Source organism: Acaryochloris thomasi RCC1774, from assembly GCF_003231495.1.
In the GTDB taxonomy this organism is placed as follows: Bacteria; Cyanobacteriota; Cyanobacteriia; order Thermosynechococcales; family Thermosynechococcaceae; genus RCC1774.
In genome coordinates this window covers 1-21,875 of record NZ_PQWO01000040.1, presented here as the reverse complement: position 1 = coordinate 21,875, position 21,875 = coordinate 1, and the positions used below count along the sequence as shown (strand labels likewise).

General features: G+C 50.8%; 21 protein-coding genes and 2 pseudogenes. 9 read left to right on the top strand and 14 right to left on the bottom strand.

Going from position 1 to position 21,875, the window contains the following annotated elements; all coding sequences use genetic code 11:
• Nucleotides 1–288 precede the first annotated feature (288 nt).
• Nucleotides 289–420, bottom strand: coding sequence for a hypothetical protein (locus C1752_RS29805; RefSeq protein ID WP_274704545.1), 132 nt, complete (start codon nt 418–420; stop codon nt 289–291).
• Between the two features lie 216 nt (nt 421–636).
• Between C1752_RS29805 and gcvP the strand changes: the two genes are divergently transcribed.
• Both gcvP and C1752_RS26695 read left to right on the top strand, forming a co-directional pair.
• Complete coding sequence (gene gcvP / locus C1752_RS26700) at nt 637–3,603, top strand: aminomethyl-transferring glycine dehydrogenase (protein ID WP_110989089.1); 2,967 nt, start codon at nt 637–639, stop codon at nt 3,601–3,603.
• Nucleotides 3,596–3,844 carry a DUF6737 family protein gene (locus C1752_RS26695; protein ID WP_110989087.1) on the top strand — a complete coding sequence of 83 codons (249 nt, stop codon included), beginning with the start codon at nt 3,596–3,598 and terminating at the stop codon, nt 3,842–3,844. The genes gcvP and C1752_RS26695 overlap by 8 nt, the downstream gene beginning before the upstream one ends.
• 19 nt (nt 3,845–3,863) lie before the next feature.
• On the opposite strand, the gene C1752_RS26690 is transcribed toward C1752_RS26695, so the two are convergent.
• Entirely contained in the window at nt 3,864–4,196 is a 333-nt protein-coding gene (locus tag C1752_RS26690) for a DUF5615 family PIN-like protein (RefSeq protein WP_110989086.1), read from the bottom strand.
• Nucleotides 4,193–4,423 (bottom strand): DUF433 domain-containing protein, encoded by a 231-nt coding sequence (locus tag C1752_RS26685; RefSeq protein WP_110989085.1) that lies wholly within the window; start codon nt 4,421–4,423, stop codon nt 4,193–4,195. The genes C1752_RS26690 and C1752_RS26685 overlap by 4 nt, the downstream gene beginning before the upstream one ends.
• A 101-nt stretch (nt 4,424–4,524) precedes the next feature.
• On the opposite strand from C1752_RS26685, the gene C1752_RS28755 reads away from it, so the two are divergent.
• Complete coding sequence (locus C1752_RS28755; protein WP_158535241.1) at nt 4,525–4,692, top strand: hypothetical protein; 168 nt, start codon at nt 4,525–4,527, stop codon at nt 4,690–4,692.
• Between the two features lie 122 nt (nt 4,693–4,814).
• On the opposite strand, the gene C1752_RS26680 is transcribed toward C1752_RS28755, so the two are convergent.
• The 3 genes from C1752_RS26680 to psb29 form a co-directional block, all read right to left on the bottom strand.
• The gene (locus C1752_RS26680; protein ID WP_110989084.1) at nt 4,815–5,456 is read right to left on the bottom strand and encodes a bifunctional 4-hydroxy-2-oxoglutarate aldolase/2-dehydro-3-deoxy-phosphogluconate aldolase; all 642 of its coding nucleotides are present in this window, start codon (nt 5,454–5,456) and stop codon (nt 4,815–4,817) included.
• A 120-nt stretch (nt 5,457–5,576) separates the two neighbouring features.
• Entirely contained in the window at nt 5,577–6,539 is a 963-nt protein-coding gene (locus tag C1752_RS26675) for an Npun_F2552 family protein (protein ID WP_110989083.1), read from the bottom strand.
• 31 nt (nt 6,540–6,570) lie between these two features.
• Nucleotides 6,571–7,356, bottom strand: coding sequence for a photosystem II biogenesis protein Psp29 (psb29, locus tag C1752_RS26670; protein ID WP_110989082.1), 786 nt, complete (start codon nt 7,354–7,356; stop codon nt 6,571–6,573).
• A 385-nt stretch (nt 7,357–7,741) separates the two neighbouring features.
• Between psb29 and C1752_RS26665 the strand changes: the two genes are divergently transcribed.
• The gene (locus tag C1752_RS26665) at nt 7,742–7,933 is read left to right on the top strand and encodes a hypothetical protein (RefSeq protein WP_110989081.1); all 192 of its coding nucleotides are present in this window, start codon (nt 7,742–7,744) and stop codon (nt 7,931–7,933) included.
• A 232-nt stretch (nt 7,934–8,165) separates the two neighbouring features.
• On the opposite strand, the gene C1752_RS28175 is transcribed toward C1752_RS26665, so the two are convergent.
• Both C1752_RS28175 and C1752_RS26655 read right to left on the bottom strand, forming a co-directional pair.
• Complete coding sequence (locus C1752_RS28175; RefSeq protein WP_146242459.1) at nt 8,166–8,375, bottom strand: hypothetical protein; 210 nt, start codon at nt 8,373–8,375, stop codon at nt 8,166–8,168.
• A 144-nt stretch (nt 8,376–8,519) separates the two neighbouring features.
• Nucleotides 8,520–8,738 (bottom strand): hypothetical protein, encoded by a 219-nt coding sequence (locus tag C1752_RS26655; RefSeq protein ID WP_110989079.1) that lies wholly within the window; start codon nt 8,736–8,738, stop codon nt 8,520–8,522.
• Between the two features lie 251 nt (nt 8,739–8,989).
• On the opposite strand from C1752_RS26655, the gene bchH reads away from it, so the two are divergent.
• A complete protein-coding gene (gene bchH / locus C1752_RS26650) occupies nt 8,990–12,739 on the top strand; it encodes a magnesium chelatase subunit H (protein ID WP_110989078.1) in 3,750 nt (1,249 codons plus the stop codon).
• Between the two features lie 315 nt (nt 12,740–13,054).
• On the opposite strand, the pseudogene C1752_RS26645 reads toward bchH, so the two are convergent.
• The 3 genes and pseudogenes from C1752_RS26645 to sigC form a co-directional block, all read right to left on the bottom strand.
• A pseudogene (locus C1752_RS26645) lies at nt 13,055–13,504 on the bottom strand (fasciclin domain-containing protein); the annotation flags it as partial.
• Nucleotides 13,505–13,905: 401 nt separating this feature from the next.
• Nucleotides 13,906–14,355 (bottom strand): Fur family transcriptional regulator, encoded by a 450-nt coding sequence (locus C1752_RS26640; RefSeq protein WP_110989076.1) that lies wholly within the window; start codon nt 14,353–14,355, stop codon nt 13,906–13,908.
• Nucleotides 14,356–14,537: 182 nt separating this feature from the next.
• Complete coding sequence (gene sigC, locus C1752_RS26635; RefSeq protein ID WP_110989075.1) at nt 14,538–15,779, bottom strand: RNA polymerase sigma factor SigC; 1,242 nt, start codon at nt 15,777–15,779, stop codon at nt 14,538–14,540.
• A 439-nt stretch (nt 15,780–16,218) separates the two neighbouring features.
• Between sigC and C1752_RS26630 the strand changes: the two genes are divergently transcribed.
• Nucleotides 16,219–16,764 (top strand): cofactor assembly of complex C subunit B, encoded by a 546-nt coding sequence (locus C1752_RS26630; protein ID WP_199464539.1) that lies wholly within the window; start codon nt 16,219–16,221, stop codon nt 16,762–16,764.
• On the opposite strand, the gene C1752_RS26625 is transcribed toward C1752_RS26630, so the two are convergent.
• Both C1752_RS26625 and C1752_RS26620 read right to left on the bottom strand, forming a co-directional pair.
• Complete coding sequence (locus C1752_RS26625; RefSeq protein ID WP_110989073.1) at nt 16,761–18,104, bottom strand: DUF3370 domain-containing protein; 1,344 nt, start codon at nt 18,102–18,104, stop codon at nt 16,761–16,763. The two genes, C1752_RS26630 and C1752_RS26625, sit on opposite strands and share 4 nt — an antisense overlap.
• 115 nt (nt 18,105–18,219) lie before the next feature.
• Nucleotides 18,220–19,305, bottom strand: a complete 1,086-nt coding sequence (locus tag C1752_RS26620) for a glycosyltransferase family protein (protein ID WP_110989072.1) — start codon at nt 19,303–19,305, stop codon at nt 18,220–18,222.
• Nucleotides 19,306–19,400: 95 nt separating this feature from the next.
• On the opposite strand from C1752_RS26620, the gene C1752_RS26615 reads away from it, so the two are divergent.
• Nucleotides 19,401–19,631 carry a DUF3134 domain-containing protein gene (locus tag C1752_RS26615; RefSeq protein ID WP_110989088.1) on the top strand — a complete coding sequence of 77 codons (231 nt, stop codon included), beginning with the start codon at nt 19,401–19,403 and terminating at the stop codon, nt 19,629–19,631.
• Nucleotides 19,632–19,640: 9 nt separating this feature from the next.
• Nucleotides 19,641–20,756, top strand: coding sequence for a phospho-N-acetylmuramoyl-pentapeptide-transferase (mraY, locus tag C1752_RS26610; protein ID WP_110989071.1), 1,116 nt, complete (start codon nt 19,641–19,643; stop codon nt 20,754–20,756).
• On the opposite strand, the gene gloB is transcribed toward mraY, so the two are convergent.
• Nucleotides 20,753–21,523 carry a hydroxyacylglutathione hydrolase gene (gene gloB / locus C1752_RS26605; RefSeq protein WP_110989070.1) on the bottom strand — a complete coding sequence of 257 codons (771 nt, stop codon included), beginning with the start codon at nt 21,521–21,523 and terminating at the stop codon, nt 20,753–20,755. The two genes, mraY and gloB, sit on opposite strands and share 4 nt — an antisense overlap.
• A 228-nt stretch (nt 21,524–21,751) precedes the next feature.
• On the opposite strand from gloB, the pseudogene C1752_RS26600 reads away from it, so the two are divergent.
• Nucleotides 21,752–21,875, top strand: a pseudogene (locus C1752_RS26600) (photosystem II q(b) protein); the annotation flags it as partial.

Sequence of the window (21,875 nt, the reverse complement as noted above, 5' to 3'; positions counted from 1 at the left end):
GATGAGATTGCATTGCAGTACTTCGACGATTATTCGGGCATCGCCTATCTTTGTGATGCAGAGGTGCTGAGCGCGCACAAGTTCTGTGGACCAGACGGCTGCTGAATTGAGATGACGCAAATCTAAAAAGCCGGGGCATGACCCCGGCTTTTGATGGTTGTGTTTCGTGCCCGCAGGACGTTGACGCTGGTGAAGAAATCACTAGCTCAAGCCTACGGGCCGCGCAGCCATTGAATCTGTTATGGGTACATTCCCCGCGGCTTACAGCAAAGGGAGTAACTCGCAATCTCAGTCGTAGTTTTGAGTGAAACCTCTTTCATACCCCGTCTGCTTGCCGTGGGGCAGTTGATTGAAAAGGATTGAAGTATCTTGCATTTGCTGTTCAACCTCGGGGCGTAGTGGTTCATCGGCGGCCTTCACGAAGGGCAGCTCAGGGACCTTCGTTTTATGCAGCGCAACTAGATACGTTACTCAGTCCTCATTCTTTCTGTAGCCCCTGATGATCTATAGCTAAAGAACCTTTGCTAAACTTAATAGAATTTCAACTTTCGATAAGCCTTGATTGGGCATGGCTGCAATCGTCCCATTTATTGGCAAATCGTCTCTTTTGCTCCTTCACTTTTGGGTAACTCAGATATGACAGACTCCTCAACGCTGAAGCCTTTGACGCCCCAAGGACAAAACTCTGCGGTTCCGGCGTCCAATGGTCGCGTGGGGTCTACAAAGCCCAATATCCCGGCGGCGCTGTTGCCCACCGATCGCTTTGAACATCGCCACATTGGGCCTCAAGATGATGAAGTTGCTCAGATGCTTGAGCAAATGGGCTACGACAGCCTAGATGCACTTATTGATAAAGTTGTCCCAGCTCAGATTCGCATGAATCAGCCGTTGCAGCTTGATCAAGGGAAGGGTGAGCATGAGCTGATGCAGGAATTACGTGCGATCGCATCCCAAAACAAAATCTTCCGCTCCTACATCGGAATGGGGTACTCCGGCTGCATCACGCCCCCTGTCATTCTGCGGAATATTCTGGAGAACCCTGGTTGGTATACGCAATATACGCCGTACCAAGCTGAGATCGCCCAGGGGCGCTTAGAAGCCCTGCTCAACTTCCAAACCGTCATTAAAGATCTGACAGGTCTTGATATTGCCAATGCTTCTCTGCTAGATGAAGGCACTGCCGCTGCAGAAGCAATGGCGATGAGCTACAACGTCCAGAAGAAAAAAAACGCCACCACCTTTTTCGTTTCGGAACTGTGCCATCCGCAAACCATTGAGATTATTCACACCCGTGCTTTGCCTTTGGGCATTAGCGTTGTGGTTGGCGATCATCAGCAATTTAGCTTCCCAGAGGGCGAAACCTTTGGCGCACTGCTGCAGTATCCGGCCACGGATGGCTCGATTCAAGATTACAAAGAATTCATTGAACAGGCCCATGCCGCAGGCGCACTAGTCACCGTTGCTACCGACTTGCTGAGTCTGACGCTGTTAACGCCTCCCGGAGAGTTTGGAGCCGATATCGCAGTGGGTAATAGTCAGCGATTGGGTGTTCCCCTCGGTTACGGTGGTCCTCACGCCGCGTTCTTTGCGACAAAAGCCGCCTACCAGCGCAAAATTCCTGGACGGATTGTGGGCATGTCCCATGATGCTCAGGGTAAGGATGCGTTGCGGTTAGCGCTCCAGACCCGTGAACAGCATATCCGACGGGATAAGGCGACCAGCAATATTTGTACGGCTCAGGTTTTGCTAGCTGTCACCGCTAGCATGTATGCGGTCTACCACGGTCCTGCGGGGCTGAAGCAAATTGCAGAGCGAGTGCATTTGCTAACGGCGGTGTTGGCAGCGGGGCTGAAGAAGCTTGGCTTTGAGCTGGTGAGTGAACAATATTTCGATACGCTTCAGGTCCGGTTAGGAGACCTAGATGGAGAAGAGGTGGGGATGCGATCGCAATCCCATAAAATCAACCTCCGTCCTGTGGACGACAAGATCGTCGGCATTTCCCTCGACGAAACCACCACAGCTGCCGATATCCTAGATATCTTGAAAATCTTCAGTGATGATGCCCTCAGCCTAGAAGACCTTGCTGCCGCTGCAGTCACAAGCCTGCCCGAGAACCTGCAGCGCACCACTCCCTATTTAACCCATCCGGTCTTTAATCAACATCATTCTGAAACTGAACTCCTGCGCTACATGCAGCAACTTCAGAACAAAGACCTGTCGCTGACCACCTCCATGATTCCTCTCGGCTCTTGCACGATGAAGCTGAATGCAACATCCGAGATGCTGCCGGTAACTTGGCCCGAATTTGGTCAGATCCACCCCTTCGCACCTGTGGAGCAAACTCAGGGCTACCAGGAGCTATTTCAACAGCTTGAGGATTCCCTCGCTGAAATCACGGGCTTCGCAGGCATCTCTCTGCAGCCCAATGCTGGATCTCAGGGCGAATACTCGGGGCTACTTGTGATTCGCAAGTATCACGAGAGTCAGGACAACAGCCATCGCAAGATTTGTCTGATTCCTGACTCGGCCCACGGCACCAACCCTGCCAGTGCCGTCATGGCCGGGATGAAAGTTGTTGTGGTGGGCTGCGATGAGTTTGGCAACATCGACGTGGCTGATCTAAAACAAAAAGCCGAACAGCATCGGGATGACCTTGCGGCATTAATGGTCACCTACCCGTCTACCCACGGCGTCTTTGAAGAAGAGATTCAAGACATCTGCCAGGTTATACATGATTGCGGTGGTCAGGTATACATGGATGGGGCCAACATGAATGCCCAAGTGGGCCTCTGTCGCCCCGGTGATATTGGTGCAGACGTGTGCCACCTCAATCTCCATAAAACCTTCTGTATCCCCCACGGTGGTGGTGGTCCCGGTATGGGGCCGATTGGGGTTCAGTCTCATTTAGTACCGTTCTTGCCCACTCACCCCGTCATTCCAGTGGGTAGCAAAGAAGGCATCGGCGCAGTCTCTGCTGCCCCCTGGGGAAGCCCTAGCATTCTGCCTATTTCTTGGGTGTATATCTCACTGATGGGAGCTGAGGGACTGAAGAAAGCAACGGAAGTGGCGATTCTGAATGCAAACTATATTGCCCAACGCTTAGAGAAGCACTACCCAGTTTTGTTTAAGGGCAAAACGGGTTTGGTGGCCCACGAATGTATTTTGGATCTGCGCCAGTTGAAGAAGACTGCAGGCATTGAAGTTGATGACATTGCCAAGCGCCTCATTGACTATGGATTTCATGCGCCGACGGTTTCCTGGCCAGTGCCGGGGACGATTATGGTGGAGCCGACAGAGAGCGAATCCAAGGCGGAACTCGATCGGTTTTGCGAGGCGATGATTTCGATTCGGGCTGAGATTGCAGAAATTGAATTGGGACAGTGCGATCGCACCGATAACCCGCTCAAGCACGCACCCCACACTGCCGAAGTCGTAATTGCAGACACCTGGGAGCATTCCTACTCCCGCGAACAGGCAGCTTATCCAGAACCTTGGGTTCGCGACGCGAAGTTCTGGCCTGCGGTGGGTCGGGTTGATAATGCGTTTGGCGATCGCAACTTAGTCTGCAGCTGTCCTTCAATGGATGCCTACGCCGATGAGTGAAGCCTCAGATTATAAGCCTTGGGAGCATAAACCCTGGTGGTGCCAGCCCTGGTCAATTCTGCTGACGGGGTTCTCCGTTATCTTTGGCACTTGGTTCCTGAGCCACATTGTTTGGCTGACCATTTTGATCGCGATTCCGTTTTCAGCTTGGATGGGCTTCTTCGTGTTGTTATGGCCTTCCATGATGCGTCAGTACATGGCTGAAAACTCAGCTAGAGAAATCGGAGGAACTGAGGTCTGAGGCTATCCCTCTGCTGTATCTAATGCAGCTCTAAACAGTGGAATTCAGAATTGTCTAAAAGTTCTTGAATTGCTTTTGCCCCAGATCGAATTAAACTCTCGATCTGTCTTGTCGGTGCATTGCCACAGCGAAGCCATACTACCTTGGGCGGAGAGCCGTATAGCCGACTTCTTTCAGCAAAATCTGCATCCTGAGTCACAATGCAAAAGCCATGAAGCTTAGCGAATTCCCAAATCTTTGTATCCGTCTTTTCGGCTAATTCATGAAACTGCACATGGCTAGCGTCTGGGAAAATATCAGCTAAACGAGTAGACAGCTTTCGGCTCAGATTTTGGTCAAATAGCAGTTTCAAGCAGCACTCACCGAAGCCACAACGCGGTGATCGCGATCTGCTGCAAACTCTAGGCAGGCTCTAATATCTGTCTCTGTCAACTCAGGGAAATCATCAATGATTTCAGCTTGCGACATACCTGTGGCCAGCCACCCCAGGACATCGTAGACAGTAATTCGCATCCGACGGATACAGGGTTTTCCACCTCGTTTGTCTGGCTCAATAGTGATGATGTCACGGTAGTTCATAAGAGAGTCAGTGGCTAACCTACTTATTTAGTCTAGGTCTGCATAACTCTTCTCCGCAATGAATCGATAGAAAGCCACATGCTGCTACCGCCTAGGGTGGAATGACAAACGATATTCTCAAAGACCAAGTATTTGAAGCCGAAGAAGAAGCGATGGAGAACGAACCAGATGTGGTGGCAGAAGTCTCCGATGCCCGTCATGCCTACGAAACAGGAGACTATCAAACTATTGAGGAATATAGAACTAGAAGATCGCAGTCTGCTTCATGACTCATTAAGTTATCATTTCTAAACTCACTCGTTCAAAAGCAACTAAATTGATGACACCAGGATTGATCTGGTCATGAAAGATGTTCTCAAACAACGGATCTTGAAAGAGATTGACCTGTGACTCAAGGTGAATTTTCACAATGTTGAAGACGTATTTTGAGCATGGTGCACCTTTGGGTAATGTCATCCCAATCTTGATTCTGAATGCTGAGCTGAGGAAACAGACTACTCGATAAGCCCACCGCGATCGCACCCGCTTCAATAAAACCCATCGCATTCTCCAACGTCACGCCCCCCGTAGGGATTAGCGGAATCTGACCCAACGGTCCTTGTATACTGTGTATATAATTGCAGCCCCCCACCGACTGTACAGGGAATACCTTCACGCAGGTGGCCCCCGCCTGCCACGCCGTGACAATCTCGGTCGGCGTTAGCGCCCCTGAAATCATTGGGATATTGTGTGATCGCGCCATCGCGATTAGGTCAGGGTTCGTGTGAGGGCTAAAACAGAATTGAATACCGGATGCGATCGCATCCCTCAACCCAGCCCGATCCATAATTGTCCCCACCCCAATCTGACAGTGGGGTAGTTCTTTTCGTAGGGTCTCAATTAACACTGGAGCCTGATCACTATTCCAGGCAATTTCGATCAGCTCTAACCCCGAAGCTGCGACAGCCCTCGCCATCTGCAGCCCTAAGGATAATTCAGGCGCACGAATCACCGCAAACGCCCGCTGCTGTTGCACCAGATCTAGCCAAGCCAAAGCTAACTGCCTAAAGAGAGCTTGCTGTGAACGATGTTCGTTCCCCAGCCTAGAAAGTTAGCTCCAAGATTTAGGCTGTCTCCTCCCAGAATTGTGGGGCCGGAGGGGCGAGTGCAATCTCTATCGATTCGCATACAGCGCCATCGGCTCTTTAATAAACAGAATATAAAGCTGCTTAAACGTAGACTTCAGAACTCTGGGCGCTCCAAAATCAATCGGCATCATCTTCTCAGGCAGCTTCCAGCCCTCAACTCGCAGCTCCTCAGCAGTGCAGTAAGGGAAACTTAGCTCTTCCAAACTGGGGCCAAAGCCTAACCGCTCAGCCGCCGCAATCGTGGGTACCGACAGCGGATCCACCTGCAGAATATCCATTAAAGCTCGGTCTAAGGCAAACACATTGCGAGCTGCGCCTAAAATCCCTAATTCCCTGGGTTCGCCACCGCTAGGCCCATTGCCCTCATGACCAACAATGCCGTCTAGAATCGTGAGATTAGGTGCGATCGCACGTGCTGTTTCCACCAGCATCTCGCCAAATCGGTTGGCATCTTTGCCCGCCTCTAAGTGCCACCAAGCCTTCATCTTGCCCGGAACGCAGCCAAATAGATTTTTGACGCCCATCGTCATCGTGAGCTGCATGTGAGACTTGACCTTCGGCAGGTTAATTACTACATCCGCCTCCATTGCTTCTTGAGATAGACGCAGATGGTCGAAGGAATTGCCCAGCGCCTCATATCGCTGACCGTGGAACTCCACAATGGGAATATCCAACTCCTCCAAGAACGGTAGGTAGCCATTCACTTTTGCCACGCCTCGGGCGCTGCCAAAGGCAGGACTATCCCCCAAGAACGGCTTGCCCCCGGCGTCCTTGACCATCTTGGCAACGCAGTAGACTATCTCAGGACGGGTAATGCACTCCTTACTCGGTCGAGAACCCGTCAACAGATTGGGTTTTAGCAACACGCGATAACCCGGTTTAACCAGGGTCTCAATCCCTCCAAAAGGCTCTAGCAGTTGATGCAGCTTGGCCTGCAGAAGGTTGCGATCGTAGGAGGTTGCCCGCAGGAGGCTAACAGGAATAGTCATAGGGCAGCTTGTTTACAGGTGAACAATTGAGCTATGAAGAGCTACTATCGGCTGCGTCCGAGGTCGCGTCGGTTGTCTCTGCCGCTGGCGTCTCGGCAGGCTCAGGCTTGTCCTCAGCTTTGGTGGCTTCAGCTTTTGCCTTCTCGGCCTTTTCCGCCTCGGCCTGCTCACGACGTTTGCGATCTGCCGCGATATTATCTGCAATTGCCTGCTGTGTCTGCACCATCTTATCTAGATTAGCGCGATAGAGCTCAATGTCTTGCAGAACCTTGTTCTCTGGTAGTTTGAGAGATTCACTGAGGGTGTGCAAAATTTCTTTTAGACGTGTTTCATCCTTCAGTACCTCAGCATCTGCTAGCTGTAGACTCGTCAGCAAGCCAACGCCAAAGAGACGGCTATACTTAAATTTCTCATTTTGAGACATCGAGCTAAGCTGACCCTGCAGGTCGCTCCCACCGGAAGGTGTTGATGTCGTCATTAACTCTAGTAGCTCATCCAAAGACTTAGACTCAGCAAACTGTTTCATTTGCTCAGCATCTTGGCGATACTTTGCAGGGTCGGCATCTTGGGCGCGACAAATAGCTTCGAAAATCGTTGTGCGGTCTGCTTCAGGCGTATAGCCCTCCATAAAGGAGTCATAGGTGGTGACGACCCCAAGCGCAAAGATTGGATCTTCACGGAAGTCTTCATTAACGCGCAATAGATGCATCTCCACCATCACCTCTTCAACAACCCGTCGATAGATGGAATTGACGGGGCGAGTGTGGATTGAATAGAAAGCTCGTTTGGTATCAGAGACGGTACGGAGATTATTCACAATTTAAAAGCTGGATTTCTGCAATGCAACTGGACTATATAGCGGTACGCGTACTGATTAGGAGATTAAAATGTCTGAACCCATCTGTGCTAGAGAAGGGCTGTCCTAACTCAGCCGGGTACTGCTATATCAATTATGTCAGTATTGGTCAGTCTAAGGGAAATCTCGGCACACTCAACATCCCAATACTGTGAATCTTGCTTTGGTCTCTGCTTAATCATGCTCGCTGACAGAGAGCATATGTTGCACAATTCCTATACTTCATAGGCGTTAAGACATTAGGGTGAGATTCTCAAGTTAGGCCATATCTGCTCGAGGTTGCTACCGGCTTGAGTAAGGTTTTGGGCTATCCTCAATGGAACGGCATTAAGATGCGGATTTTACAATGGCAGATTCAACCTTTGCTTTCTTCCTTGGCTTTGCCTTTCTATGGATTATTTTGGGCACAGGGGCGCTGATCCTGCTGCTGAAGGCTGATGGTCAGGATGTCAAAATAGGCAAGCAGGGGCTACTAGTGGCTCTACCCATTGTGATTCCTTTTGTGCTGGCGCTTATTTTTGGGGCGATGTCCCTGTAGAAGGTCTCTAAATGCCTGACCTGAAATTTGCGCAGGACAAAGCTGAAGAAGATATCGCGGAAATTTATCCATCTCTTGGACTCAGGTTTTTGTTGGGACTGAAATATGAGGAATGCTCGATAGCATATTTTCTTTAAACTCAATCCCAAGTCGGGTGAGCTATTCAGGAGTCCAGAACTCCAAATCTTGAAATCGCCCGAAGTCTCTGTAATTGAGGGTCCACACTGAGCAGTCAAAACGTTGAGCAATTAATTAAGACTGCTGTATCTTCCAATGACCCTTTCCAATCTGTGAGTTGTCCCATCATTTGCGAGATGGCCTTAAAGTCAGCGAGGGTTATGGGAATAACCGTTGTCTTCATCATCTGCTGCAATACAGCTTGGGCCACTGCTGAGGATTCTCGCTGAGCCAAGAGTTTATAGACTTCAAAAACAATAGGCAAAGGCGTTATTAGCTCTATCTTTGCGTGAGCTAATTGAACGAAACCTTGCCGACAAAGTTGATGATCGGTGTCTTTACTAGATGCTAAGGCGTATAGCGGTCCTGCATCCAAAACAAGACGCAATTTTATGCCTAACATTTCTGGTTAGAGCAGAATTTCACGATTACTGTCATCGGTCAGTGGTGTATTTTGAGCAATACCGGCGATTTTCAGAAGCTCCGCCGCTGCATTTTCCTGCTGAAGGGTACTTTCAAGGGCTTCTTGCACAAGCGTAGACAGCGTTTTCTCTGGATGAACTTCAAGATATTTCTGAAGCTGCGCTTCTAGTTGATCGTTGAGGTAGACCGTTGTTTTGAGTGCCATAGGGCGGCTGCATACCTTTTACCTACCTCTATTATAGTCCTTCACTAGGACGAGTTCTCCATTCTCTAGCTCAAGCCGCCCATCTGTTTCAGGCTCATAGGTCCAATAGTGTGCTATTTTCCTGGCTCCTGGCCGAGGCTTGCCCTACTATCCCAAGCCACCCTTTCTTTGCTGCACTGTCAAAGGCATGATGACAGCAATCGTTAAAAAACATTAAGCTTAAAATAGCACCTCTGTTTCTGGCTAAAGGTATGGCGCGCATTGTTCTCATCGCTGGTTTTGAGTCTTTCAATAAAGATCTTTACTGTCAGGCTGCTGCATTAGCTCAGGCTCGGTGTCCTGATCTGGAAATCTGCGTGTTCAGCGATCGCGATATCAACACAGAGCCTGATCGCATCACCCACGTTCTGCAGGATGCTGACGTCTTCTTCGGGAGTCTGCTGTTTGACTACGATCAGGTGTTGTGGCTGCGAGAGAGAGTCCAGCATATCCCCATTCGCCTCGTGTTTGAGTCGGCTCTAGAACTGATGAGTCTGACCCAGATCGGCAAGTTTGTGATTGGCGATCAGCCCAAGGGAATGCCCAAGCCGGTTAAATTTATCCTGAGCAAATTCAGCAGTGGCAAAGAAGAAGACAAACTAGCGGGCTATATAAGTTTTTTGAAAGCTGGACCCAAGCTTTTAAAGTATGTCCCTGTCAAAAAAGTGCAGGATCTACGGAATTGGTTGATTATTTATGGCTACTGGAATGCCGGTGGTTCAGAGAACGTTGCCGCCATGTGCTGGACTCTAGCGGAGAAGTACTTAGGTTTAGAAATTGGCGAGATTCCTGCGCCCCAAGAGACACCGAACCTGGGCCTTTTGCACCCTGACTATGAAGGCTATTTTGAGTCTCCGCTGGAATATCTGAACTGGTTCCGACAACAGCGATGTCAGCTTAGTTCTCCTCAGTCACTCTCGGCTCAGTCTCCTGTGGTGGGTATTCTGCTTTACCGTAAGCATGTGATCACCAAGCAGCCCTACATCCCTCAACTGGTGCGTCGGTTTGAAGAAGCAGGTTTAATTCCACTGCCTATCTTTATTAATGGCGTTGAGGGGCATGTGGCCGTTCGCGATCTGTTGACCACGCCCTATGAGCAAGAGCAGCGTCAGCAGGGTAACCGTGCAATTAAGTCACTTTCTGATCAGGCGGCTTGCGTCGATGCCATTGTTTCCACCATTGGCTTTCCGCTTGTCGGTGGCCCTGCCGGGTCAATGGAGGCCGGACGCCAGGTTGAGGTTGCGAAGACAATTTTGACGGCTAAAAATATTCCCTATTTGGTGGCCGCTCCACTGTTGATTCAGGATATCCACTCTTGGACAAGGCAGGGGATTGGTGGTCTGCAAAGCGTTGTGCTTTATGCTTTGCCGGAGCTAGACGGTGCCATTGATACCATTCCTCTCGGTGGCTTAGTGGGCAACGACATTTATCTGGTGCCGGAGCGAGTGGACCGACTGACGGGCCGACTCAAGCGATGGATTTCTCTGCGCCAAACGCCAACGGCAGAGCGAAAATTAGCGATTATGCTATATGGCTTTCCGCCTGGATATGGAGCGACGGGGACGGCGGCGCTGCTGAATGTGCCGAAGTCTTTGCTGAAGCTGCTTCACTCTCTCAAGGAGCAGGGCTACACGGTGGGAGATGTGCCGGAAGACGGTGAGGCGTTGATTGATCAGGTACGGGAAGCAGATGCAGATGCGATCGCATCCACCACGTCAGGTCAACAAACAACCGTCAAAGCACAGACGTTAGAGAAATGGCTGGGCTATCTGCTCACCAAGAAAATTGAAAACCAATGGAACTCCCTTACCACTAGCGGTATTAAAACTCTAGGCGATGAATTCTTGCTTGGCGGCGTGCAGCTCGGCAATGTTTGGATCGGCGTCCAGCCCCCATTGGGGATCTCAGGTGATCCGATGCGGCTGATGTTTGAGCGCGATATGACGCCCCACCCGCAGTACGCCGCTTTTTATAAATGGCTTCAAAATGAGTTTCAGGCCGACGCCATGATCCACTTTGGGATGCACGGCACGGTGGAGTGGCTACCGGGTTCACCGCTTGGCAACACGGGCTATTCCTGGCCGGATGTGCTGCTGGGCGAGATTCCCCACATGTATGTCTATGCTGCCAATAATCCATCGGAGTCAATGCTGGCGAAGCGACGCGGCTATGGGGTTTTGGTCTCTCATAATGTGCCCCCCTATGGTCGAGCGGAACTCTACAAGGAACTGGCGGCGCTGCGAGAGCTGATTCAGGAGTACCGCGAAGATCCTGAGAAGAACTATGCGCTTAAAGAGGCGATCTGTAAAAAGATCGTTGATTCCGGCGTGGATGCAGACTGTCCCTTTGAAGAGGCGAAGAAGCTCGGGATTGCCTTTAGTCCTGAGAATGCCAATCTGTTCAGCGCGGATGCCTTTGGCCGTTATTTAGTGAAGCTTTACGCTTACTTGCAAGAGTTAGAGACGCGGCTGTTTTCTTCGGGACTGCACGTGTTGGGTGAGTCGCCTGATGCTGATCAATTAGGCAGCTATCTGCGGGCTTACTTCGGGGAGGAGCTGCCGGAAGATGCGATCGCATCCGTCGCCCAAGGCACTGAACCCGAGGAACTCTATACACAGTTCCAGCTCAACGGCAGCACTCCCAAGCTAGAAGAAGCAATTGAAATCCGAGCGCGATTAGCCCAGACCGGCGATGAACTCACGAACCTACTCCGGGGACTCAACGGCGAATATATTCCTCCGGCTCCGGGCGGAGACTTATTGAGAGATGGTCCTGGTGTGTTACCGACGGGTCGTAACATTCATGCCCTCGATCCCTACCGGATGCCGTCACCTGCTGCCTACGAGAGAGGCCGCGAGATTGCCCGCAAAATTATCGCCCAAAGTCTAGAAGAAAACGGTCACTATCCTGAAACCGTAGCCGTGATGCTCTGGGGCTTAGATGCCATCAAAACCCGAGGGGAGTCGCTGGGGATTTTGCTAGAACTAGTGGGCGCTAGACCGGTTAAAGAAGGGACAGGCCGGATTGTGAGATATGAGCTGATTCCCCTAGACGAGCTCGATCATCCCCGTATAGATGTGTTGGGCAACCTTTCTGGAATTTTTAGAGATAGCTTTGTCAACATTATTGAACTGCTTGATGACCTGTTTCAGCGAGCTGCTGCTGCTAATGAGCAGAAGATGCAAAACTACATTCGCAAGCATGCGCTAGAGCTGGAAGCAAAAGGGGTCGAGAATTCTTCTGCTCGTTTGTTCTCTAACCCATCTGGAGATTTTGGCTCGCTCGTGAACGATCGGGTCACCGATTCGAGCTGGGAGACCGGAGAAGAGTTGGGGGATACTTGGCGCGATCGCAACTCTTTCAGCTACGGTCGCCAAGATAAGGGCCAAGCCCGACCCGAAATTCTGCAAACGCTGCTCAAAAGCACCTCTGATATCGTTCAAGAAATCGATTCTGTCGAATATGGTCTCACCGATATCCAGGAATACTATGCGAACACAGGTGGCCTCAAGCGAGCTGCCGAGCAGCAAAGGGGTAAAAAGGTGAACGCCAACTTTGTAGAAAGCTTCTCTAAGGACACCACCCCGCGCAAGCTGGAGTCACTCCTGCGAATGGAATACCGCACTAAGCTGCTCAACCCCAAGTGGGCCGATGCAATGGCAGAGCAAGGCTCTGGCGGAGCTTATGAGATCTCTCAGCGAATGACGGCCCTCATTGGCTGGGGCGGCACCACTGACTTTAAAGAAAACTGGGTGTATGACCAAGCCGCAGACACCTACGCGCTAGATGCTGAGATGGCGGATAAGCTGCGTGAAGCAAACCCTGAAGCCTTCCGTAATATTGTTGGGCGAATGCTAGAAGCCAACGGTCGTGGCTTTTGGGAGCCAGATGAAGAAAAACTTGAGCAGCTGCGTGCCCTGTATGAACAGACTGATGAAGAACTTGAAGGTGTGCAGGTCTAGGGCTCTTCACCCTTATGAAATTGGTGTCTCTACGACCGACTTTAGGCCACTGAGAGGACTGCGTCAGGACAGTAAGCAGCTATAAAAATGAACATTAATGATTCTATATAGCTGCTTTACGACTCTGCCGTCAATCTTGACCTGCACACTCAATCTTCTTTAGAGCAGTGGCCTACCTAGCCTGAGGCTTACTGACTACCAAAGACCACGGACGGGTGGAGCTGGTTCTTCAGTGCTGACGTCTTCTTCAGTGCTAACGTCTTCTTCGGTATCATCGCTAGCTGCACGAGATTGCAGTTCTGCCACGACGCCTTCTGGAATTAAAACACCGTCGATGGCATGAACGACGCCATTGCTCGCATCAACATCTGCCTGCACAACGCTCGCATCGTTGACTGCGACGCCCTCGGGAGAGACTTCAACAGCCAAATCACCATTTAGGGTTGTAACATTGCCGGTCTCTAAATCGCTAGAAGCAACTTCGCCCGAAACGACGTGATATTGCAAAATCTGAGTCAATAAATCACGGTTCTCAGGCAAAAGCAAGGCGTCCAAAGCACCCTCTGGCAAAGCAGCAAAGGCTGCATTGGTGGGTGCAAAGACCGTGAGCGGTCCCTCTGCCTTAAGAGCATCAACTAGCTCTGCCGCCTGGACGGCTTGTACCAAAGTACTAAAATCTGGATTGCCAGCGGCAACATCAACAATATCTCCCGTCGCCTGGGCCAGCTTCTGCGGCAGCGTTGAAGTGATGACTGAGCTGTTCATTGCAGACTCTGCGAATGCAGGGCGCGCCAAGCTAATGCCAAATAGGCTTGTACAGACAAGCAAATTCAAAGAAGCGATGCGGACCTTCGTCGAGTTCATGTGTTTACTTTTGTAAAGGATGTAAGGACAGTTTAGCTTTATGTGAGGAGTCCCGAATCTACCCTTTGATTGAACTCTGGATAAAAGCATGTGATTTAGAGAGGCACATGCTGAACTTGCTTGAGACGAGTTGCCCTGAAGCTGCGAGAGGCCATATAGTTGCCTCTCGCAAATGTCCTGTTAGTTGGTTTTCCCCTACTCTCGTACCGCTTGCCGTGCTGGTCCATCCCCAAAAGATCAGAGTAGGGCTGTTCTAAGTGAACGCTGACTCAGATCAGCGTTGGGCCGCCTCTGCCAATAGGTCAGTTGGGAACAATCGAGCGCTGACACTGTGGACAAATTGCGTGAATTGAAAGCTGGCAATCCAGCAGATGAAAGCCTGATTTCTGAGCTGTTTTCGTCCCGATTTTCAACACTGAGTCACTTTTGAACTCAATGGTCTTATTACACTTCACGCAGATGAGATGGTGATGGTGATAGGGGTAGGGTTGATTGATCTCGTAATGCTTGTGCCCTTCAGCAAATTCCAGCTCGCGCAAGATGCCCATACGAGACATCAGCTTCACCGTCCGATAAATCGTCGATAGGCTGATGGGGTCTCCTTGCTCATGAAGGAGGTCATGAAGTTCTTCTGCACTTAAGTGTTTTCCCTCAGGCAGGTTTTGAAAGACTGTGAGAATCGTTTCCCGCTGAGGAGTCAGGCGCCAGCCTTTATCGTTTAGCTCGGCTTTTAAGGCGTTGGAGGTATACATCTTTCTTCTCAAGAGTGAAGTCTTATTGAAACTTTAACCTGAAAGCTCGTCGCTTGCAAGAAGGTCTTCTTATTGAGAAGAGAAAAAGCGCCCCTGCTATTCATAAGCTTTTACAGGAGCGCTTTTTGCTGATTGTTAAGATCTGCTGACTGAAGCCTGATAGATGGCTAAAGGCGTGATGCTTAAGAGAACGCCTCCAGAAAATCACGGATGCGATTGCGACGCTTGGGCTGACGCAGCTTTTGCAGGGCTTTTGACTCAATTTGCCGGACTCGTTCCCGAGATAGCTCAAGAACTTTCCCGATCTCTGCCAGGGAATGGGTCTTCCCGTCGTTAAGACCAAATCGCATTCTCAGTACATCTTGCTCGCGCTCGGTTAGCTCTGCCATTAGATCGCGCAGCTCTTGCTGCAGCGACTCGCGCATCATCAGTTCTTCAGGAGAGATGTCATCGGTTTCAAGCAGATCACCAAGTTCGGTGTCTTTATCTTTGCCAACTTTGATCTCTAGCGAAACGGCTCTAGGGACTTTCAATAGAAGCTCACGCACCTGTTCGGGAGTGCTCTTCATCTCTTTTGCTACATCCTCAATGGATGCGGTGCGTCCCATCTCTTGAGAGAGTTTGCGCTGGGCTTTTTTGATCTTGTTGAGCTTCTCGGTGATGTGGACCGGTAGGCGGATGGTGCGACTTTGGGTTGCGATCGCACGTGTAATCCCCTGACGAATCCACCAGTAGGCATAGGTACTAAAGCGATAACCCTTCGTCGGGTCGAACTTTTCCACCGCCCGTTCAAGCCCCAAGGTTCCTTCTTGAATCAAATCAAGCAGCTCTAGTCCTCGATTCTGGTACTTCTTCGCCACGGAAACTACCAGTCTCAGGTTAGCCTGAATCATGTGTTCCTTAGCACGAACACCCTCTTTCAAGATTTTTTCTAGCTCAGCAACGGATAGGTCTGTGTGCTGTGCCCAGGACTTTTTGCCTGTACTTAAACTTGGCTTGAGTGTCTCCGCTGAAATATCTGCCTCTCTGGCCCAGCGCTCCATAGAAGGCCGATGGCCTAACCTTGCCGTAAGCCGATCTCGTACATCAGTCAGCCGCATATATTCAGCAATTTCAGGCTTTTCCTCAGCCTGTTCTCGTGACTCTAAAAGCTGCATATACCGCTGTACTTTTTGAGCCTCTGCAACTTCTTCGTCGCGTCCCAATAGTGGTACGCGACCGATTTCCTGCAAATATAGACGTACTAAATCAGTTGTCCCCCGTCTTCCCTGAAATTTCGTAACTTCGACCGCAGATTCAGAATCTGTAGCCAAGTCCTCGCAGGTATCGTCTTCGGTCTTTTCTGGTCCATTACTGGAAGAATGGCCGTTCTTTGTTTTGGAGTAGATGTTAATGGATTCGGATTTTCGGGACATTGTCGACATGATTGAGCTACCTCTAGATGGGCTGATTTAACCCGCTCCCGAACTTATAGTGCCCACAAATAAAGACTTTCAACCATCTTGAAGAAATTTTATTCTGTGAATAGAGTAAAAACGATGTTGCAAGGTGATTTCTCCGTGTTTCTACGGATGAATTTCTCCTATTTAAAACGGATCTCGATACCGAGAAAGAACGCTATCCGCTAGCTCAAAATGTAAGGCGTTTGCGTATATTTACTGATATTTAAAAAGACTCTTCTCTACGCTTGCGTGCCGCAATGCCCTGCATCTATACCAGCTTCAGCAGTAAGATGAACCCATGTGTGTTGCTGTGCGATGTTAGCCGCAAGCTGAGATAGCGTTTTCTACTCTATGACTGAGGCTCCAGCTATTAGCACTCATATTGATAAAAGACCCCACGACAATTACCTAAACCGACAGAATGATGCGTTCTCTGGCTCTCCCCTCTATTTTCTTCATCACCTTGCTGCTGCTCATTGGGCTATTTTTCTTCATCCGAGCCTCGGTTAAAGACCGCACCGAGAAGGTTACGTTGATGGCCCCAGACGCAGAAGACGTCATCCTCAATCAAATGGAGAGCTATCTTAAGCAGCGAGCCTATCAGTTGGTGAGACTGAACCGTGAGCAGGCCCAGCTTACGTTCGAAGGTATTGTCCGACCCAGTATAGGGCTAGCCCTTTTCTTGATGACCCTAGCTGCGGTGAGTCTGCTGTGCCTTAGTTTAGTGCTCGCTATCCAGTGGCCCGCCGTTGGCATTTGGTTCACGGTCTTGGTGGCTCTATCGCCCCTCACCGTTCTGTTTTACTGGAAGAAGGCCGAGCGCGCCGAGCAGGTATTACTTAAGGTGGAGTCTGGCGCTGAGCCTTCTGCATCTGAGTCGAAGACCCTCGTCACCGTCACTGCTCACCGAGACGAGCTAGCGGCCCTTAAATCTGCACTCAAGTATCGACCGGTGCCGACCCCTTAGCGGGCTGACGCTTTAGAGTCGCTGAGGGTCTGAACTGTAATCACCTGTGGCGGTGTGGAATCAGGGGGGTAAAGCAGCTCTAGACTCACGGGGCGGCTACTGCCAGGGGGTAAGGTGAGATTGACTAACGGTTTTCCTCGCTGGCCTCGCTTTTGCACAAGATGGAGATAGCGCTTTTTGGGCTGCCCCCGATCGCTGGTATAGGTGACCTTCACGGTCCCGCGAAAGAAGGGCTGCCCGGTGGGCTTATTGAAGAACCGCAAGCCTTCTTGGCTGAGCCGATCTTCTTTGATCGGGGTCTGAATGGCGAGGGTGACTCTCTGAGGCGTTTCCGTATTGTTATGGAGCGGAATATCTAACTTGTATTTGACGCCGTAGTTGCCGTGGGCGCGGTAAGCCGTATCAGGATAGCGGGCCAGCATGGGGGCGCTTTGAATTTGGCCTGTCCCCAGCGTGCCGCGATCTAGGGAATTAAGGACGTAGGAAAACGCCTTTCCTGGCTCGGGAATCGCCAGCGTCTCCGACTGGCTGTCGGTGACTTTTGTCTTCCATTCAGCTCCTTGAGAGATACCAGCGACGCGACCATAAAGAAAGGGATCGGCTTTTTTCTGCTTAGGAGGGGTTGGTGCTTTATCCCGAGGGGTTGCCAAGTCGCCTGTTGACAACAGGTATCGCCACTCTTCGAGTGTCGGTTTGTAATCGCGGGATGTTGCAAATTTAGCCATACTGGCGACATAGAGCTTATCGCTGCTGTAGAGGCGCATCCAAGTGGTACGGCTATTGCTGATCGGCATTTTTAGATTCATCAGCATTTTGCTTTGTCCTGGAGGCACTTCAATGCTGGTGGACCAACCGGCCTGACTTTTGCGACGCAGCACATCGCTAGCGGTGCGGCTACCGGGCCCCGAGTAAACGCGTCCCCCTCGATTCTCTATTTGATCTGGCAGATCAATGAAGGGCGCTTCAGAGGAGCTGAGATAGCTGTTCGCCTGCAGCACCAAAACTTTAACGGGTTTGTCTCCAGGATTATGAACTAAGACTCCTAGATATAGCGGCAGCTTCCCATTGCGTGAGTTGATGCGAGTCACGTGATGGGAGAACAGGTCAAATCGACCGTCTAAAGGATAATTGAGGTGAGCCTCAGGGGATTGCTTGCCTTTGCCCGGAAATGTGGAGAGGAGAATACCCTCTGACAGCACTAGTTCAGGGCTGTTGCTGTTAAAAACCGGGAAGCTATCTAATTCGCCCGGCAGGGCTCGTACGTCCTGCTGCTGAAGAATTTCTGGAGCCAGAGCGATGGGAGCTGGAGCCAAAAGCAAAGAAGAGAGCAACATGGACATAGAAAACGCTAGCCAAGGACAAGCCAAATTTTATCAAATCAACCCCACCTATTTCTTGTATAGGCGGCTGGATCTCTAGACATAGATGAAGCGAGAGCCGATTCTGTTCCAGAGATTAGGGGTTGGCTGAATTTAAATAGTCAATCACGGCTGTTGCAATCTGTTGGTTGCCGTTAGTGGCGAGGGGCGCAGAGCGACGAGGGGCGTGGGGCGCTTGGTGAAGGAAGTCCCAGGACTGCTCGAATTCTCCCGGTCCCAGAATTTGATGGTGATTATGATCCTGCATCCCGGCAATCAGAAAGGCTGCCTCGGCAAAGTCGGTGCGCGGCAAAGAAACTATGGGGATTTGAAGACGACAGACTTCAGCAAAAGTCCCGTAGCCTGGTTTGCTCACCACTCGTCCACACAGGGGCATCAGGTCAACGGGGCGGTAAGCGTCTCTTGAAACCTGCAGAAGATTGGGGTAGCTAGGAGCAACACTATCGAAGGTAATAAACTGCCAGTCTGGGAACTGCTGTAGATGGTGATAGGGCATCTGCGATAGGCCCATGCCGCCGAAGGTGAGTAAAACCGTTTTCTCGGGTGCCGTTGTTAGGTCTAGTTTTGAGCGAAGATCTTCTGTGGGAATTTTAGGGCCTGCGCCCGTTAAGCCGACGTCAACAATGTTTTTGAAGGCGGACATGGGTTCATGGAAGGGAAGCCGAAAGAGGCGATCGCATCTCGAAAAGCAGTCCTGTACCCAATCGACAATGTCGGCAAATTCATCCCCCCAGTCTTGATAGATCAGATCCCAGCCAAAGTTGCTGCTCATCCAGCAGGGAATGCCCGCAGCTTCAGCAACCTTGGCGATCAGTGGCGGAATGTCTCCAAGGATCAAATCCACCTGATTTTGCTGTATAAATGTGACCTCTGCCGCTATCAACTGCCGTTCACGCGCTTGAATTTGCTGCAGGCTTTGCAGCGTTGCGCCTTTATCAATATTAAATCCGTGGCTTTGGACCGCCCCGATATCAAAGGTGCAGGGCCGATAAATAAAGCCTTGGGGGAGGTAAAGATCGAGCAGCCATCGGGGAGCACCGGTCGCCAAGATCAACAGGACTTCTGGGTACTGTTGCTGAATTTCGGCAAGGACAGCCGCTGTTCGGGTTGCATGGCCAAACCCATGATTGGTGATGGCGGCGTAGAGTGTCGGTCGTGGCATCAGAGATCTATGAAGTATTGCTCGTTATTTTAGCCCCACTAAAACCAGCAGTTGCGAGTAAGATGGGGACGGCAGATATACGTAAATTGACACCCATGAAAAATCCTTCTCTACGCGAACAGCCTCGGTCACAAGCCGCCCCGATTATGGAATCGCGCAAAGATGCTTCAATTCTTGGCTGGTTAGAGAATTCAGGCCGCTTGATGGAGCGTGAGCCGCAAGAGAAAGCCGCTGATGACGAAGAGATGGAAGAGATTAATGCGCTGATGTCTGGCGATAGTGATGACTTCGAGGCCGATGACGATAACAGCGACGAGGATAGCTAGCTGAGTGCGATGGCGGTTTTGAATCAGACTCCTAAGACGACCTGGCTGTCGGGACAAAAACTATATGGGCTGTTGTTGGTGGGCTTGGGGGTGGTTGCGATCGCAACCGACCACCTCGCGGGCCGGTTCTCTGAACCCCTAGTGTCGCTGACATTGCCCTTTGCGGTGACCACGCTAGCGGTGACGCTGCTGGGTTTTTGGGCTGTGCCGGTGTTGCGATCTTTGAAAGCAGGCCAAGTCATTCGAGAAGATGGCCCCCAATCTCACCTCAAAAAGGCAGGGACGCCCACAATGGGGGGCATTTTTTTTGTTCCGGTGGCTCTGGTCTTCAGCTTAATGTGGTCCGCGATTGCCCTTCCTGAATTTCCGGTTGAGGTTGCTGCAGCAGTGCTGTTGACCCTGGTTTTGGGTGGCGTGGGCTGGGCTGACGACTGGCAGGTACTGCGCAAGAAGTCGAACAAAGGAATTTCAGCACGGCTCCGGCTAGGAATTGAATTGGGGAGTGGACTGCTCTTCGCCCTTTGGTTAATGCAGCAGCAGTCTGGTATCACAACGCTTCAATTTCCCTTTGGCGTTACTCTGCCCATCGGTATTTTGTTTTTATTCCTGGCAACGTTTGTCGTGGCGGCAGAGAGTAACGCCGTTAACTTGACGGATGGGATGGACGGGCTAGCACCTGGCACCAGTGCGATCGCACTGGTCGGCATGGCCTTAGTTGTCGCTCCCGCCTGGCCAGGGCTGATGATTTTTTGCGCTTGCATGGCGGGCGGCTGTTTAGGTTTCTTGGCCCATAACTACAATCCAGCACGGGTGTTCATGGGGGATACAGGCTCCCTGGCTCTGGGAGGTGCTTTAGCTGCGGTGGGTCTGATTAGCAATAGCCTCTGGGCGCTCTTAATTTTGAGCGGGCTATTTTTAGTTGAAGCTTTATCCGTGATTGCTCAAGTGATCTATTTCAAAGCCACTAAAGGCCCGGATGGAGTCGGCAAGCGCCTTTTTCGAATGTCACCGCTGCACAATCACTTTGAGCTATCGGGCTGGCCGGAGGTAACAGTGGTGTTTACGTTCTATGGCGTGGTAGCGCTTCTGGCCCTTGTTTCCTTAGGTCTTAACCGATTTGCCTAGAACTGGTCTTTCATACCTCGTAAACGAGCGAGGGTCTGAACAGAATCGCGTCCCTGGACTGCAGTGACTAGAGCCGCTTGGTCCCATCGGAGGAAGGGGTTGGTCTGCTTCTCAATGCCGATCCATGAGGGAACAGTTGCTTGGTTTTGTTCTCTAGCTTTCTGAACCTGCTGGAATCGGTCTTGCAGTTCAGGATTCTTGCTATCAACTGTGAGAGCGAACTGGAGATTCTTTAACGTATATTCATGGGCACACCATACGCGAGTCTCTTCTGGAAGGTCGCGCAGTTTGCTTAACGAATCCAGCATTTGTGCAGGCGTGCCTTCAAAGAGTCGGCCACAGCCTCCTGCAAATAACGTGTCGCCGCAGAATAGATCACCCGGTTCGTCTTGTGATGGCGGAAAGTAGTAGGCGATGTGGGCGCGGGTGTGACCGGGGACGAAGAAGACTTGGGCTTTGCGATCGCAAAGCCCAACCTGATCGCCATCCTCCAGAAAAAATTGTTGTCCAGGAATCCGCCCTCTATCTTCTGCGCCACCATAGACCTGCGCCTCTGGAAACCTCCGCAGCAACGTCCGGTTCCCGCCCACGTGATCTGAATGGTGATGGGTATTAAAAATAGCCACTAGCGCTGCATCCAGCTCCTCTAGCCTCTTCAACACCGGAGTTGGATCCGCTGGATCAACAACAGCCGCAACCTTCTTCTCCTCGTTGTATAGCAAAAAAATGTAGTTGTCAGAGAAGGCTGGCAGTCTATCGATATACATAGGAGCCTCTGTAATCTTCTCTATCTATAGTTAGACGTTTTGCGGCAGTATTGCCATCTGCAGATTTCTACAGTCTGCACGGGGCCGCTCATTCGGACTTTCTGGGTGAAAAGTTAAGACAATATGAATAACTTTACATATCGAAGGAATCTTCGTTACTGTTGTTCATATGGGCAAGCATCTTATCGATGTAAACCTACAAACACATTACATAACGCAATACATATTATGACAACCGTTCTACAACGTCGCGAAAGCGGCAGCGCCTGGGAGCGCTTTTGTAGCTGGATCACAAGCACCGACAACCGTTTATACATCGGTTGGTTCGGCGTCTTGATGATTCCTACGCTCC

Coding starts and splice junctions, on each gene's coding strand:
- gcvP (WP_110989089.1), top strand. CDS start 637: ATGACAGACTCCTCAACGCTGAAGCCTTTGACGCCCCAAGGACAAAAC.
- C1752_RS26695 (WP_110989087.1), top strand. CDS start 3,596: ATGAGTGAAGCCTCAGATTATAAGCCTTGGGAGCATAAACCCTGGTGG.
- C1752_RS26685 (WP_110989085.1), bottom strand. CDS start 4,423: ATGAACTACCGTGACATCATCACTATTGAGCCAGACAAACGAGGTGGA.
- C1752_RS28755 (WP_158535241.1), top strand. CDS start 4,525: ATGACAAACGATATTCTCAAAGACCAAGTATTTGAAGCCGAAGAAGAA.
- C1752_RS26675 (WP_110989083.1), bottom strand. CDS start 6,539: ATGACTATTCCTGTTAGCCTCCTGCGGGCAACCTCCTACGATCGCAAC.
- C1752_RS26665 (WP_110989081.1), top strand. CDS start 7,742: ATGGCAGATTCAACCTTTGCTTTCTTCCTTGGCTTTGCCTTTCTATGG.
- C1752_RS26655 (WP_110989079.1), bottom strand. CDS start 8,738: ATGGCACTCAAAACAACGGTCTACCTCAACGATCAACTAGAAGCGCAG.
- bchH (WP_110989078.1), top strand. CDS start 8,990: ATGGCGCGCATTGTTCTCATCGCTGGTTTTGAGTCTTTCAATAAAGAT.
- C1752_RS26640 (WP_110989076.1), bottom strand. CDS start 14,355: ATGTATACCTCCAACGCCTTAAAAGCCGAGCTAAACGATAAAGGCTGG.
- sigC (WP_110989075.1), bottom strand. CDS start 15,779: ATGTCGACAATGTCCCGAAAATCCGAATCCATTAACATCTACTCCAAA.
- C1752_RS26630 (WP_199464539.1), top strand. CDS start 16,219: ATGATGCGTTCTCTGGCTCTCCCCTCTATTTTCTTCATCACCTTGCTG.
- C1752_RS26625 (WP_110989073.1), bottom strand. CDS start 18,104: ATGTCCATGTTGCTCTCTTCTTTGCTTTTGGCTCCAGCTCCCATCGCT.
- C1752_RS26620 (WP_110989072.1), bottom strand. CDS start 19,305: ATGCCACGACCGACACTCTACGCCGCCATCACCAATCATGGGTTTGGC.
- C1752_RS26615 (WP_110989088.1), top strand. CDS start 19,401: ATGAAAAATCCTTCTCTACGCGAACAGCCTCGGTCACAAGCCGCCCCG.
- mraY (WP_110989071.1), top strand. CDS start 19,641: ATGGCGGTTTTGAATCAGACTCCTAAGACGACCTGGCTGTCGGGACAA.
- gloB (WP_110989070.1), bottom strand. CDS start 21,523: ATGTATATCGATAGACTGCCAGCCTTCTCTGACAACTACATTTTTTTG.